General features: G+C 34.5%; 11 protein-coding genes. 2 read left to right on the forward strand and 9 right to left on the reverse strand.

Annotated features, from left to right (window positions below):
• Window positions 1-182: 182 nt before the first annotated feature.
• The 3 genes from AAGD84_RS01330 to AAGD84_RS01340 form a co-directional block, all read right to left on the reverse strand.
• On the reverse strand, window positions 183-2,075 hold the full coding sequence (locus tag AAGD84_RS01330; protein WP_264328554.1) for a hypothetical protein: 1,893 nt from the start codon (window positions 2,073-2,075) through the stop codon (window positions 183-185).
• 131 nt (window positions 2,076-2,206) lie between these two features.
• Window positions 2,207-3,427: a DNA modification methylase gene (locus tag AAGD84_RS01335; protein ID WP_065095466.1), complete on the reverse strand. Its 1,221-nt coding sequence runs from the start codon at window positions 3,425-3,427 to the stop codon at window positions 2,207-2,209.
• 103 nt (window positions 3,428-3,530) lie between these two features.
• Window positions 3,531-3,995: a Holliday junction resolvase gene (locus AAGD84_RS01340; RefSeq protein WP_065095465.1), complete on the reverse strand. Its 465-nt coding sequence runs from the start codon at window positions 3,993-3,995 to the stop codon at window positions 3,531-3,533.
• A gap of 218 nt (window positions 3,996-4,213) precedes the next feature.
• Between AAGD84_RS01340 and AAGD84_RS01345 the strand changes: the two genes are divergently transcribed.
• Window positions 4,214-5,446, forward strand: a complete 1,233-nt coding sequence (locus AAGD84_RS01345; RefSeq protein ID WP_065095464.1) for a hypothetical protein — start codon at window positions 4,214-4,216, stop codon at window positions 5,444-5,446.
• Window positions 5,412-6,527 carry a hypothetical protein gene (locus AAGD84_RS01350; RefSeq protein ID WP_065095463.1) on the forward strand — a complete coding sequence of 372 codons (1,116 nt, stop codon included), beginning with the start codon at window positions 5,412-5,414 and terminating at the stop codon, window positions 6,525-6,527. The genes AAGD84_RS01345 and AAGD84_RS01350 overlap by 35 nt, the downstream gene beginning before the upstream one ends.
• Before the next feature lie 1,228 nt (window positions 6,528-7,755).
• Here the strand turns inward: AAGD84_RS01350 and AAGD84_RS01355 are convergent.
• Genes AAGD84_RS01355 through AAGD84_RS01380 form a run of 6 tightly spaced genes read right to left on the reverse strand, consistent with a single transcriptional unit; the run spans window position 7,756 to window position 13,761 of the window.
• Window positions 7,756-9,837 carry an AAA family ATPase gene (locus AAGD84_RS01355; RefSeq protein ID WP_341818062.1) on the reverse strand — a complete coding sequence of 694 codons (2,082 nt, stop codon included), beginning with the start codon at window positions 9,835-9,837 and terminating at the stop codon, window positions 7,756-7,758.
• Between the two features lie 35 nt (window positions 9,838-9,872).
• Entirely contained in the window at window positions 9,873-11,069 is a 1,197-nt protein-coding gene (locus AAGD84_RS01360; RefSeq protein WP_245611004.1) for an AAA family ATPase, read from the reverse strand.
• On the reverse strand, window positions 11,054-11,545 hold the full coding sequence (locus tag AAGD84_RS01365; RefSeq protein WP_065095312.1) for a hypothetical protein: 492 nt from the start codon (window positions 11,543-11,545) through the stop codon (window positions 11,054-11,056). Before AAGD84_RS01365 ends, AAGD84_RS01360 begins: the two co-directional genes overlap by 16 nt.
• A 32-nt stretch (window positions 11,546-11,577) precedes the next feature.
• The gene (locus tag AAGD84_RS01370) at window positions 11,578-12,384 is read right to left on the reverse strand and encodes an AAA family ATPase (RefSeq protein WP_065095313.1); all 807 of its coding nucleotides are present in this window, start codon (window positions 12,382-12,384) and stop codon (window positions 11,578-11,580) included.
• Window positions 12,385-12,407: 23 nt separating this feature from the next.
• Window positions 12,408-13,220: an ATP-binding protein gene (locus AAGD84_RS01375; RefSeq protein WP_065095314.1), complete on the reverse strand. Its 813-nt coding sequence runs from the start codon at window positions 13,218-13,220 to the stop codon at window positions 12,408-12,410.
• Between the two features lie 52 nt (window positions 13,221-13,272).
• Window positions 13,273-13,761: a sigma-70 family RNA polymerase sigma factor gene (locus tag AAGD84_RS01380; RefSeq protein ID WP_065095315.1), complete on the reverse strand. Its 489-nt coding sequence runs from the start codon at window positions 13,759-13,761 to the stop codon at window positions 13,273-13,275.
• Window positions 13,762-13,932: the final 171 nt, after the last annotated feature.

Genomic DNA, 13,932 nt, shown 5'->3' on the forward strand with positions numbered 1-13,932 from the left:
TTTTTTTCTCCTCTCTCTTGTTTCTACGAATTTTCTTCTTGAATCTCTGAAAAGGTTTTGCCAGTATCAGCAATTCCCTACCTGTTTATACTTGCCGGCGTCTTAGAGATATTTTACTAATATAGAGCGAAGTACTCCGGTTTATAGCTGCTTTCTTTTTACATAGTGAAATTTGGCTATTTTCAACTAATACTATAAATTGCATCTTTGTAGTTATGAGATTCAACCACTACTTGCTCTAGCGTTAAACTGCTGCATTTGGCATCTTTACTATGGTTTTCTTCAAGCACTTTTGTCCTTGCTTCCTTTATTTCCTCAATGAACTTTCCATTAACTTTTTCTGGTTCAATTCTTTCCTCACAATATACAAGATTTGTGCAATTTGTTTTTCTGTAGTAATGTACTCCAAGGAATATCACTGATAGTGCAAGTATACTCGAGCCTATAAGTAGTGATAACCCTACGTTATTAATCAAAGCGTTCTGGTAAAACTTCTGTACACTATTAATACCACCTTCTACATACAGTAATAAAGGCAATACTATATTTGCAGCAACCAAACTGCTTAATAATGCTGTAAATAATGGCCTATCTTTGATTACTGATTCTACTTTATTTCTTCTACTAATGACTTTGTCGTCAATATTAATGAAGTTGTTCTTACCCTTCCAAGCGTTAAGTGTAAAATGTGAATGAGTACCATTGCTGTATTCCAGTTTGACTGATTTTATTACTTTATCTTTTGGTTGATACTTTAGCACCTGATTCAAAGTTTCATTCGCATTCTTTCCCCCTATTTGACACTCCTCAGTATCTCTAAATTGCTTTATTCCACAAAATATTGTGCTAATTGCAAGCAATGAAGTAATTGCTATCATTGGCATAGTAATATAGAGAGGGCTGTTTGCAAAAAATGCAATAAATTGTCCTTTATCCTGTAGATATACCAAAGCTGCAGAAGCGCTAAGTGCAACAGCAGCTATACCGAAAATTACAAATTCCTTCTGCTGCATTGCATATTTTACTCTTGGCAAAATTCTATTTGTTTTCTTTTCTTTTTTAATTAACGGGGTTTCTTCATTATCACTTTTTTCTGATGGGCTAGTTGAAAGTGTAACTGGACTATCATGATTTAATGACATATTCTCCCATCCTTGCCTGCCACAAAACTCACTCATTTCTGTTACTTGAGAATTTGATCTTGTCACCTCTGCACTTCTATTGTCTATCCCACTATCGCTTCCTTCCAAACTCTTTTTTAAAAATTTCGTATTCAGATCTACAGGTTCATCAGTTATATCTTCTGATTCTTTCTTAATTGATGTTTCTTCAGAATTTGACTTTTCTATCTCTGGACTTTGATCATTTATTTCACCATCTAAACCTCTTTTCGAGAATCTTTTACTTTGGTCTATAGTTGCATACATAGGTTCTCCTATAGCTTCTTGCTCATCACATTTTTCTCCATTTAATTGGAAAGAAGAATGTGGTAGCTTTGGTGGTGCAATATCCTGAATAATACTCAACCGATGATTTTCTGCTGTTCTAGGTGAAGGTGGAGCTACATTTCTAATATTGTCCTTCTCCAACATTCCATTCCTAGGTAACGGCTTTGGTTTATCTCCTAATTCTTTATCCTCTTCCTCTTTTTGCATTTCTTTTGTATTGTCTATTTTGGGGTTGGAAGATGTGTTGGATGCTGCCTCAAACTGATCAAGAGAATACGGACGGTTATATTCTATTCCATTTGCCTCACAAACTGCATTAAATTCGTCCTCTATGTCTTTACCATCATCCAATACTAAAGAAGAACAACTCACTGAAAAATCAGCACCTGCTTCGTCTATTTTTGCTGTAATACTGCTATCGCTACTATTGCTAATCACATTTAAAGAAGCTAGTTTGCATTCAGTGTTCAGGTCAGGTTCTTGCTTCGTACCTTTTTCAAACAATTCAATTCTCTCCTTAACAGATAGTGTAGAATTTGAAACATTATTTTCTACTTCTTCAGAAAACGATGCTTCATTATTTGTTTGCGAAGTTACTACTCCAGCTAACATCTTTTCTTGATTCATTGAGTACATCACATTTAATCCAAAGTTATTTGTTACGCTAAACTCATTAAAATACGGTATATACCAGTATTAATATTACAACTACCAAGGCTTACTAAATTTCTGTTTGCGTTATCTTTTCCACTTTTTTCTTACTGTTTTTCTTCTTGAATCTCTGAAAAAGTTTTACCAGTACCAGAAAGAATTGCTTCCCTACCTGTGTACACTTGCCAACGTTTTATGGTTACATCTACAAATTTTGAATCTAGCTCTATTGTCCTACAAATTCTTCCTGTTCTCTCGCATGCAATCAGTGTACTTCCAGAGCCGCTAAATGGATCAAGTACGATATCTCCTGATCTACTGCTATTAACTATTGCTCTTTCCATTAGCTCTACTGGCTTCATTGTTGGATGTAATGAGTTATGCACTGGTTTGTCATAAAACCACAGATCACTTTGATTTCTACCCCCATGCCACTCACGTTTATTGCCGCTTTTCCATCCATAGAGCATTGCTTCGTATTGTCTTTGATAATCTGATCTTCCTAGCGTAAAGTGATTCTTTGCCCAAATGATAAATGTTGACCATTTCCCTCCCGCTTCCTCAAATACTTTTTGTAACGTTGAAAACTCTGATGATGATATGCAGATGTAAATTGCACCTTTCGTATATGCTAAAATATGGGAACAGATGTCGTAGAGAAAAAGTTCGTACTTTTCACCTTGATTATCGTTTAATATTTTTTTCTCTTCTCTTTCCTGACTGCTACCGTAATCAACGTTATATGGAGGATCACATACGGTAATATCTGCCATTTTATTATCTAATACCGCTTTATATGATTCAACTAAAGAGCTATCACCACAATAGATTCGATGATCACCTAAAATCCATAGATCAGCTGGTTTTGTTATTTCTACTTTTTTGTCATCAACAACTAAGTCAGAAAGATCTTCTTCTTCACCATCTAAATCATCAAGAAAGTTTTGAACTTTTTCTAATTCAAATCCAGTCATTTTAAGATCAAACTGTAAATCTTCTAACTCTTGAATTTCTACTTTCAAAAGCTCATCATCCCACTTTGCCCAATTAGCTGATTGATTTGCCAGTAATCGAAAAGCTTTGGTTTGTGGTTCATTTAGATTATCACTTAAGACCACTGGAATACTTTCCATACCAAGTTTTCTTGCTGCTTTAAGTCTTAAATGACCATCAACCACAGTTCCATTGCTTTTTGCAACTATTGGTATACGAAAGCCAAATTCCCTGATTGAAGCACACATTCTATTTACTACATCATCATTTTTACGAGGATTACGCTTATATTCGACGAGGTTTTCAACAGGATAGTAGTGGATTGCTAAATTCATATCTTAATAATTAAAAAGTTAATATTCAAAATATCTCTGACGCTAAAGAAGGCCTGGGGTCAGCACCACCAAACCCGCCATTCTGGCTGAAAGGACCCACTTTTTATGGATTTTTCGTCTTATTAACATTTTTACTGAAATCCATAACATAGAACATTAATGCTAAAGCATCAGATTCATTATCATCTTTAGGCAAAAACCCTTTTTCCTTTACAGCTTCAATAACTTCACTCTTACTTGCATTGCCTTTGCCTGCTATAAAGCGTTTTATAGTTTTAACATTAACACCTTTGTATGGTACGTGATGTTCTTCACACCAAGCAGACAGCACTGCAAGAAAACCACCATAGCAATGAGCTGCATCAGTTCCTAGATGTCTTCTCACCCCCTCAAAGTACACTGCAGAAATCTCTTTCAAAGAATTAAGCCAATTGCGAAAACTTAAAAAACACATGCCACCTCCACTGAAACGACTACCATGAAAGCTTTTGCTTCCACTTTCAATTATTCCATCTGTTAGAATTGCCCAGCCTGTTTGTTTGCCGAGATCGAGTGTTAGGATTGACACTTATATTCAGAATTTGTTTCGCTAGAGTGCTATATAATATATATTCAGGATTTGAAAAATTTTTGTCCAAAAAATCTTCTTCATAAATAAACTTTTTAGAAAAAAACTTGGTTAAAAATCAGTAAACAAGCATTGTATAATTATTGGTCAAGGCTTTCAGATTTCTATCTTAACAGTGTAATTAATCTATTATGCTAACGTAGCTTAGCTAATTTCTTATGAACGTTTACCCAAACCGTAAATTCTGGGAAGATGATTTAGAAGTACCAGTTAACTACTTACTTGAGCGTTTTCACAATACAGAAGTCCGTCATTCTTGGATGAATTCACTTTCTGGTAGGCAGTTAAGTGTTATCTTTCAACACTGCTTTAAAGACAAGCTAAATGGTCAACTCTTTGATGATCAAGACTACGATAACACATCCATACAATATAAACGTAAAGTGATTGCTAAACATTTAGACTCTCTAGTTATTTATTACCTGATTAGCTGTTTTGAACGTGCAAAGCTTGAAGCTACTGTCAGTGAAATTGCAAGATCTGCATTGACTGAGGAACTCATGAAATCCTACCTTCTAAAAGGTAACAATAAATACGACAAAAAGTCTTTGTTATTTCTATTGTTTCATGTAGATCACAACCTTTTAAAGTCTGTCTATCACTTTGAAAAAATACAAAGAAAAGGTTCTGTATCATTTGCTCTTCAAAAGACACCACGACAACCAAATGTTCCATTTAAAGACTTCATCTCTCAGGAAACCATAGTGCAGATACTGAAAGAAGACGACATTAAACGCAATGACGGTTTTGAAAATCAATTACAAGGTTTCTTCTACCATCAAAATCGTTTATATGTATTAGTTCGTAGAGCTAGTGGTATAGATTTACTACTAAACTCAAATAAGGTTATTCATGGTCATAAGCCAGATTGGATGATTTTGGATTTTCTAGTTAATGGTACTCAAGTAGATCTTACTGCCAAAAATATTGATCAAGCTACAGAGATAGCAAATAGCATTGCGAGTCGTTATTTTAGCTCTGAATGTGTTTTTGTAAACGCGCAGGATAAAAACTTTGCAGAGCAAGTATATAAATTCATTAAAGTTTGTGTTGATGGCTCTGATTCAAATATATTCACTTTTGAGTTAAAATTTCAGTCAAATCGTTTCAATTACAGCTATACTAATATCACTTTGACTGTTGCTCCATATGATCCTATTGCACCGGAATTGCATGTTTTAAAGCCATTTGTAGGAGACATAGTGCCATTTATAGAGTCGATTAAAGTAATATTTCAAGGCAAAAAGATAGGCTTATTTTTCAAGCGAAGTGATGAGTATATAGCAATTTACTACTCTGAACATCCTCTGAATAAAAGGGAAAGAGAGGATTTTAAAGCATACATAAAACAATTTTATGGTCTTACAATCTTGCCAAGAGCAAATCTCTGATCTTCTTAATTCTGGCAGCTCTTGGGTTAATCCAAATCAAAATTATATCGAAGCAGCAAGGTATTTGTCGAATCTTGAATTAATTAAGATGCAAGAGAGGGCCTATATTATCTGCTCTCATAGACAAGATAAATTAGATTGGCCAAATATAGTTGATCCATACTGTAACAATGAGATTTTCATTGATGAGAACTTTAACGAAGCATGCGATAATATAATTTGTGAAAATTGCAACCGTGATATTTTACCTAATACCTACAAGAAGCAAAGATTTCACCGCTTATCTGCATATTTAAACCCAGAGAAATTTATGAATTGGTTTGAAGGTCAGCTAAGTAATACGCATTTCATGTGGCAAAAAGTGGAAAGTGGAGTTTATCATGTTGGTGGACAAGGTAAGATTGTAAGTTTAATCATACTTGATTTTTGCACCAATCCAACATTCTTAACGATAGATAAGCTTAAAGCTAATCCAACTGTATTAATAATACTGAGAAAAAATCCATCAAACATACCTCTTGATTTGCCCATAGTAAAAATGGTTGACCTTTTCTTTCAGCATAAGACGTTAATTGAAGTATTCCAAGAAGCAGCACAAAGAGGAGTACTAGAGTTCATACCAAATACTTCAATGCAAATCTTACATACTGCACTTAATCTAATTGAACCTCCTAAAGAGAAGGAATTGCTAAAGTTGCAATTGATAGAGGGCTCACTTTACGTAAACAATATAGAGATTCTAAATAAGAAAGCTGTAGCATGTATGAAGGTTTTTCGCATATTATTTGAACAATTTTTGCATGATTGTAAAAAAGAATTACCTCCTGAAAAACACATGTTGCTTAGCATAACTGAAATAGAAAAGCGCCTAAATCTTGATCCAGAAGCAGATCCAGAACATCACATCAGAAAACCACTAAACACAATCCAAAGAACAATAAAAACCACCTTAGCTAAAAAGTTAGGATTAAACATCGAACGTAATGATGTGATTCAAACAGTTGGTTGGCCTGGATCATCGCGTAAAGATTATGGCTACCGTATTAACCCTTTCACTGTGCTGATAAAAGTAGTTCGTTAAGTTTTTAGTAGATTAAAGTCTCTCCGGTTCAAATCACCTATAAATAGTTTCCCAGTTCCCATTTTACAGTTGGAGCAGGGCTAGTAGCTTTTGGTTTTATATCACCTGCAGCATAGGTGCTTTAACTGCTCTTCATATTGCCTTGCATTGACAAATTTTTTCCTTCAAAGAAGATTCACTCGTTGAGATTTCCAAAATGGCACCATGCAAGCCTGCTAAAAACAGTATTCACCTATTGTAGATAAGGTATGTTTTTTGTCTCTTTCAGGCTTTTGTTTTTTCTTAAGTCTTTACAGCTAAAATAAAACGTGATATGGCTGCACAAGGTTTTCTATTGAGTTAAGCTACACATGCCCCTCATTGGGTTTTTAATGTAGTTTACAAGAGTTCTTTGGGTTAAACCTATAAATTTGGGTCCACCAAGTGGTATAATTACTCTAAAAAGCATTAAAAATAGGAATTAAAAAAATAGACTGTTATCAAGATGAATTTTTCTTCAACTGCTTCTGTGCTAATAATCACAATAGATATATTACATACTACTAATATGTAATATATTATATATATAAAGGAATCTGCCATTCTGCCAACTTGCTCAAATCAGCCATAGAAGGGAACTTTGGAACATATTTCAAGTTGGCAACTTTCTGCCATTCTACCAACTTATTACTTTTTCTAAGCTACTGATTTTCTTATATTTTTATCAATTTTAAGTTGGTAGAATGGCAGATTCTTCAGTTTGCCAACTTGCCATCTTGCCAACTTAATATATAATTCTACTATCTCCTTTTGCAATGTTATACATTTCTTGGTTTTTAGCTGTTAACTGCATTTGGTAAAAGATAATAATTTGGAAATTTTTGGTATAATCTGTGCTCCTAGGTCCTGATCTTTCTCAAGCAGCTCATTGAAATAGTATTTTCTCTCCTCTCTTTAATTCCTTAGTCCTACTATATTCAAATTTTCAGATATTTTTAAAAGGCTTGCCAGACATGTTTATATCTGTTCTATAATTATCTTTTTAGCATTTGTATTTACTTTGCTATTTTGTTGAATGGGTATTTACTTCCAAAAAATTTTTGTTTCAGACCCCTAATTCGTTTGCTATCTATAAAGAGGCTATTTGCTTCTTTAGCTTTCCTATAGATGTTATCTATAATGAAGATTGAGTAACATTATATTTTCATTATACTAATAATAATTAACATTGTATATTATCTTTCCCATATTATTTCTCAGAGTTATGTAAGACCCATACATCCCTATTTTCCACAGGTAGAGTCGCTCCATTGTTTGGTACAAGATAGTAATCTGGTTTTACCAATACATACTGATTTTCAGCAATTTTTAGCTCCATGTCTTTTACACATAGGTAACCATGCTTCGATCTTGTGTTTGATAATCCATATTCATCACACTTCTTGAAAAATTTTATATGACCTATCATTGCAAGATTACTAATTCTTTCACGAATGCTACGATCACTACCAAGTCCGAACTTTCCTTCAAAACACTTTGCAAAGCTAGCTGCAGTATATACTTCTCCTCTATACGCTTCATTAGAGATTAACTCTAAAATTATATCACATCTTCTTAGACGTTCTAAATCCAATTTAGTATTATAGCTAGACCTTACTATTCTTTCTGAATTTAATGTATCATCAGATTGTACAAACGCACCGTTATGCCAATAAAATGAAATCTTTTCTTCGTTAGATGCAGAATAATTTGACTTCTTACGGCAAAGTACTCGTTCATTACCAGAAGCATCAGCTTTATCTGGCTTTGACAAGTACCAACGAGATCTTACTGTACTATTCCACGCAGTTGAACCACCTGTACCTGTTTTACGTATTATTCCTGAATCAGAAGGATGAGCACATAATAATACAGCTCCTTTTATTACTTTCACTATTTTTCCACAACAACTTTGAATAAATTGTCTCACATGAGAGCGATTGTTTTCATTGCCACCAAATAAGTCTGCTGCTGTATCTAAAACTACTAGCTTTGGTTGAAACAATTTAATATCTTCAAGTAATTCTTCAAAGCAATGAGTTAATTTACCTATATCTTTGTTATCAAATATCATGAGTAGATTATCTTTCCACACTCTCGATAAAAAGCCAATATTATCATGAAAGTCACAGGATTCCATATCTAACTGATATAATCTATTTATAGCACACTGTCTTCGCCACAGCTCTTCTGTATCATCTTCACAAAATACACCATATGTCTTCATCTGCTCAATTTCCATTCCCAACCAAGATTTACCTGTGCTCGCTGCTGTCATTAGTTGTTGAGCAAGTAGAGACTTTCCCATACCACCATCACCGTAGAGAGCCGTAACACTTCCAATAGGAAGCCAATCTTTAACAATCCATTCTCTTTCTGGAGCAATATTAGCCCAAGCTCTGGTATCTATTCTCAACGATTTTTTTGAAGGAGCCTTTTTTGTACTAAGGATGAACTCTTTAACATTTACACCTTCTTTCACGCAATCAGCAGCGTCCCAACCCTTTGGTTTATCTTTAGGTATTTCCAAAATGCAAAGTTCTTCAACTCCAAGACAAGTAAGTTTCATAGCAGATTTTTCAGCGTATTTCTTACCTGCTTCATCATTATCTGGCCATATAATAATGTGTTTACCTTTAAGTGGAGTCCAATCTGTTTTTTCAATAGGTGCATTTGCTCCAGACATTGCTGTTGTTGCAGTTATTCCTTTCTCTATCAGCGCTTCTGCACATTTTTCTCCTTCAACAAGAATAACTTTATCGGACTTCAAAATACCTGGAATATTATAGAGTGGCCTTATCTTCGGTGCACCAAAGTCGGACTTTTTTATATCAAAAGGAAGATATCGCTTCCCATTATCATCATCGTAACGATAGATTCTAACAATAGCTTGGCCGTTTTCACCGTAATAATCCCAATATGCAGTTGGACTACTTGAAGTTTTGAAATGACCAAGCCACTCAGCTATAGAAGCCATTACTTCAGGAAACTCTATTCTTGTACTTTTTCTATTTACTCCCGCCCAAAGGTCGATAATGTCACCACCTTCTCCTGTTGCAAAATCATGCCATAGGCCAGCTTCACTACCACTTAATTCTACTACTAGACTCTTTCCTTTATCACCTTGTACATTGCCTACATAAAACTTATCACCACGAAAAGTTCCTCTTGGTAATAGATATGAAAGGCATGATCTGATATTTAACAGAAGCTGAGCTTTAAGTTGTTCTTTTTCTACTAACGGTGCATTTTTTCGTGGAGCTGCAGTATTAAAATCACAATAGATACCCATAAAATCTCCAATATATTTAAAGTTTAGAAATTTGGTTAAGCTGTGGCTATCCAGCGTCCGTTAACCATGTTTATGAATTTTGTTGGTATTGGTTTGCCGTTTTTAAGTTCGTACATCAATTGCAGAGTATTCCTTTCTGGCCTAAATATCATTACTCCAGATGTATATAAACTTCTTAAAACATTAGCACCACTCAATGCTTGAAATGGATTCTTTTTTAACGTGGTTGTTGACACTTTTTTTGTGTAATGTGTAACTATTACTCCAGCCGTAGGATTAGTTATAGAGCGTAGTTCATCAATACTATTTTGCAGAAAAGAGATCATACTCCTATAATCAAAAACAGAGTCTATTACTATAAGATCAACTGTTTTTACATCGAGATTTTCCGACATAATTTCCTTTATTTTTTCCACATTCAAAGTTAACTGTACTTTTTTAGTAATAACTAAGTTTTCTGTTCCTTCATCAAGGATTTTCTTGCTGATTCTTAGCTTCTGTAAGCGCTCTCTTATGTAATCATATTCCATTTCATTCTGTAGATAGAATATCTTAAGTGGCTTTGCAGGCTTCATACCAAGAAATGATACTCCAGCAGCTAAATGTACTAACATGGAAAGTAGAAAATTACTTTTTCCTATTTTTGGAGTTCCACCTATGACCAAAAGACCACTTGGAGTTAGAATTCTTGGGCCTATTATATCTTTTGGCATTGGTGATTTATCATTCAAGTAATGCCTTGCTGAAAACGATGTAATTTTATGTTTTGTTGTGTTTTCTTTAGTATTTAACCACTTCTTAGCGGAATTTATATCACCTTTCACTAAAGTCCAAAGATCAATGATATCACCACTAATTCCTTTAGTAAAATTATGCCAATTTCCAGCTTCTTTACCCACTATTTTAACTGTAATCATATCCCCGTCACAGTTGCCAACATAAGTCCTCTCTCGATAAAAATTACCGTTTGGAATTAGGTAAGGTACACACTCCTTAATATTATCAATCAATAATCCTTTTATTTCCTTTCTCTGCATAAAACCCCCATACATACTTTTCATACGTTTAGAGCTGAGATTAGCTAGCTCACAAACAGTTTCAAAAGACTCTGAATCAAACCATTTAATTGCTTCTTTCTTTAGCTCTAGATTTTTTCCTGCTGCATCTTTGATAGCTCTCTCAATTACAGCAATCCAGAGCTTCTCTTCGTCGTACTTCAAAATGGCAACCAATCAACTTCAGATTGTTCTGGAGTAATAACCGTAGCAATCTTGTTCTTTTCTCCATACCGATCAGCTTCAATGCCAACTTTTGCAGTAAACTCTACCCCGTTAAAGTCAGCTATAGAGTTGACTTTTCTAGCAATAGCTGCTTTTTCTGAAGTGTCATTTGAATGAATGTTCCGTGCTGACTCCAAAATACTTCTAAGCATAGAACGACCAGATTCTCCCCAAGTATCTTCTCCTTCAACTCTTGCTTTGCCACTTTTAATACCAATTACTTGAAAAATCTTGCGTTTTGCATATGGACCTTCAGTGACAGTAAATTCAACGTTTAAATAGATGCTGCCAGTAGTGTAGCTTTTCGTGAACCAATTTTCATAACCTCCTGGTTTAATTGCCATTTTTACCTTGACTATTGTACCTTTTGGTATTAAATTACTCTGTAATTTTGCAGTATTAAAATCAGTTAAAAAATCTGTTAGCATATTGTTCCCTATAAATTAAGTAAAAAAAAGAATCAACTCCATTGGTCTACAAGTTTCCAACGACCATTTATCTTATCGACAAGCTTGCTTGCCACACGTTCACCATTTCGCAGCTCAAACACTATTTGACGGGTAGTGCTTTCTTCATCATGAGCAAACATCACCATGCCAGTGCTATAAAATCCACGTAAAGATCCAGCACCGCTTAGGCCTTGAAATGGATCTTCTTCCAGCATCTTTTTGGATAGTTTTTTTGTGTGGTGGGTAAGGATTATACCTGCATCTGGATTAATAATGTTCCTCAGTCTTTCAAGCGTTTTTTGCAAAAAGAATAGCATAGCGCTGTTGTCATTTTCATTACCATATTCACTTGAGTTAAAAATGTTACGAAGAGGATCAATTGCAATAATATCAGGTTTGAAACGCTCTTTAACGGTGCTTTTGATCTCATCTATTTCTTCACTGCTGAAAGATAATTGCACTCTTGGCGTGATAATTAAGTTATTGGCAGCTATATCCAAAAGTTCTTGGTCGAATGTCAGTTGCTGTAAACGCTCTTTCATGTATTCATACTCAATTTCAGTTTGCATGTAGAAAATTTTCATAGGACGACTAGGAGTCATACTGAGAAATGAAACTCCGGCAGCCATGTGAATCAACCAGGAAATAAGAAAATCACTCTTGCCAATCTTAGGTGGGCCACCCAGTACCAATAGACCTCTTTTAGTTAGAATCCTTGGTGCGATTATATCTTCTGGTATTGGCGATTGATCATTCAAATATTCTTTCACACTGAAAAAGGGAATTTTTTGACCGATATTGAAAAAGCTTTGTTCCATAATAATTATTCTCCAATTTTTAATTAAGCAATAGGAGCCAAAGTTTTGGCTTTAATTTTCGCAAGTAATTTACCCAAATGTGGTTCTTCAACCATATTCAGGCAGCCACTTCGATCTTTAGCTGGGTATCCCCAAGTATTAATAGTCTGACAGATAAATGAACGTACTTCTGTGCCATTATCTTTCTTAATTCCAACCATGCTGATTACCTCATCAACAATACCTGGAATCTCACTAGCAGTTTTAGCTCCTTCACATTGAGGTAGCCAAGTTGGACGATTGCAGTCATCGAGATATTGACCTAATGTGCCAACTATGATGATGTCTTTATCTCTGATATGTTGAAACTGATTGAGCCAAGCCATCATCTCTTGAGCAAGTAACCCATAAGCAGCTCTTTTGTCTTCTTTTCCCGATCTATCAGAAAAACACTCAGGTTGCATCCTTGCCCATAAAAGACATAAACGTGAAGCAACGGTTATACTATCTACAAAGATGCATCGGTATTTAGAAGTCTCAGAAAGAAGATCTTTATACTTGCCAGATACATGTTCATGGTGTTTTTGACTGTATGCTTGGTCAGATTTCAGCGCAGGGTTTGGACCACCAATTAGGCAGGCAATATCCCGAGCTTGATTCCAAGTACGAACACTAATTGAATCTCCCTGCCAATCTTGAACAGCAAGCAGACCTGCTTCAAAGTCAAGACATAGTGTTGGTTCACTTATAGTCTTTAAGAGGCTGGTTTTACCAATACCGTAAGGACCAAAAATTACTACTTTTATGCCTGTAGTTGTTTTCAATCTTTCATTATTGTTTAAAATTTTAAAAGTCATTTATTCACCTCAATGGTATATGTTATATATTCAGGAAAGGTAGAATTTATGTTCAATTTTTCTTTTTGCTCTTGTAGTAGATGGAAGAGAGTTTTATACGTATTTTTCTTACCATAGTATTTAAAGTAGTTCTTGATATGTTGTTCATCTTAGCAACTTCATATAAGTTAAAGTACTTGAGTTGTTCGCATATCTTTTGCATCTTTCTTGGTAGCGTTGAAATCATGTAATCTACATCAGTACGTTTTGCTACTTCATCTTCAAAAGCTTCTGTTTTCTCAATATTGACGTAGTTATTAATGTTGCGTTTAATACATAGTTGTTTCTCCAATAAGTTATTGGCACGACGTTCAGTTAATCTTGCTACAAAAGTGTTAAAGCTACCTTTACTTTCATCATATCTATCAAGATAAGTCCAAATTTCACAGAAAAGTTCTTGCTCAAGATCTTCATGAGTTTCATGAGCAAAGCATTCAAAAAGTTTTAATCTCTTAGCTTGATACCGTATATTTTGAACAACTATGGCAGTTTTTAGTTTCATAACTTTTCCCTAAAACAATTAATGCTTTAAGGATGAGAACTTATAGGTGCACTTTGTAGGACAGGAGCAAAAATAAATAATACAGATGCAATTTTTAACCTATTGATATTCTATTGTTTTTTTTCGAGAATAATACAGTTCGATTTTTAAATAATACTGCAACAAAAAATT

This window comes from Wolbachia endosymbiont (group A) of Andrena fulva (assembly GCF_964026815.1).
Lineage (GTDB): Bacteria > Pseudomonadota > Alphaproteobacteria > Rickettsiales > Anaplasmataceae > Wolbachia > Wolbachia pipientis.

Excerpts from the sequence above, each read along its gene's own strand:
- AAGD84_RS01375 (WP_065095314.1), bottom strand. The coding sequence starts at position 13,220 with ATGACTTTTAAAATTTTAAACAATAATGAAAGATTGAAAACAACTACA.
- AAGD84_RS01330 (WP_264328554.1), bottom strand. The coding sequence starts at position 2,075 with ATGAATCAAGAAAAGATGTTAGCTGGAGTAGTAACTTCGCAAACAAAT.
- AAGD84_RS01370 (WP_065095313.1), bottom strand. The coding sequence starts at position 12,384 with ATGGAACAAAGCTTTTTCAATATCGGTCAAAAAATTCCCTTTTTCAGT.
- AAGD84_RS01335 (WP_065095466.1), bottom strand. The coding sequence starts at position 3,427 with ATGAATTTAGCAATCCACTACTATCCTGTTGAAAACCTCGTCGAATAT.
- AAGD84_RS01345 (WP_065095464.1), top strand. The coding sequence starts at position 4,214 with ATGAACGTTTACCCAAACCGTAAATTCTGGGAAGATGATTTAGAAGTA.
- AAGD84_RS01355 (WP_341818062.1), bottom strand. The coding sequence starts at position 9,837 with ATGGGTATCTATTGTGATTTTAATACTGCAGCTCCACGAAAAAATGCA.
- AAGD84_RS01380 (WP_065095315.1), bottom strand. The coding sequence starts at position 13,761 with ATGAAACTAAAAACTGCCATAGTTGTTCAAAATATACGGTATCAAGCT.
- AAGD84_RS01350 (WP_065095463.1), top strand. The coding sequence starts at position 5,412 with ATGGTCTTACAATCTTGCCAAGAGCAAATCTCTGATCTTCTTAATTCT.
- AAGD84_RS01365 (WP_065095312.1), bottom strand. The coding sequence starts at position 11,545 with ATGCTAACAGATTTTTTAACTGATTTTAATACTGCAAAATTACAGAGT.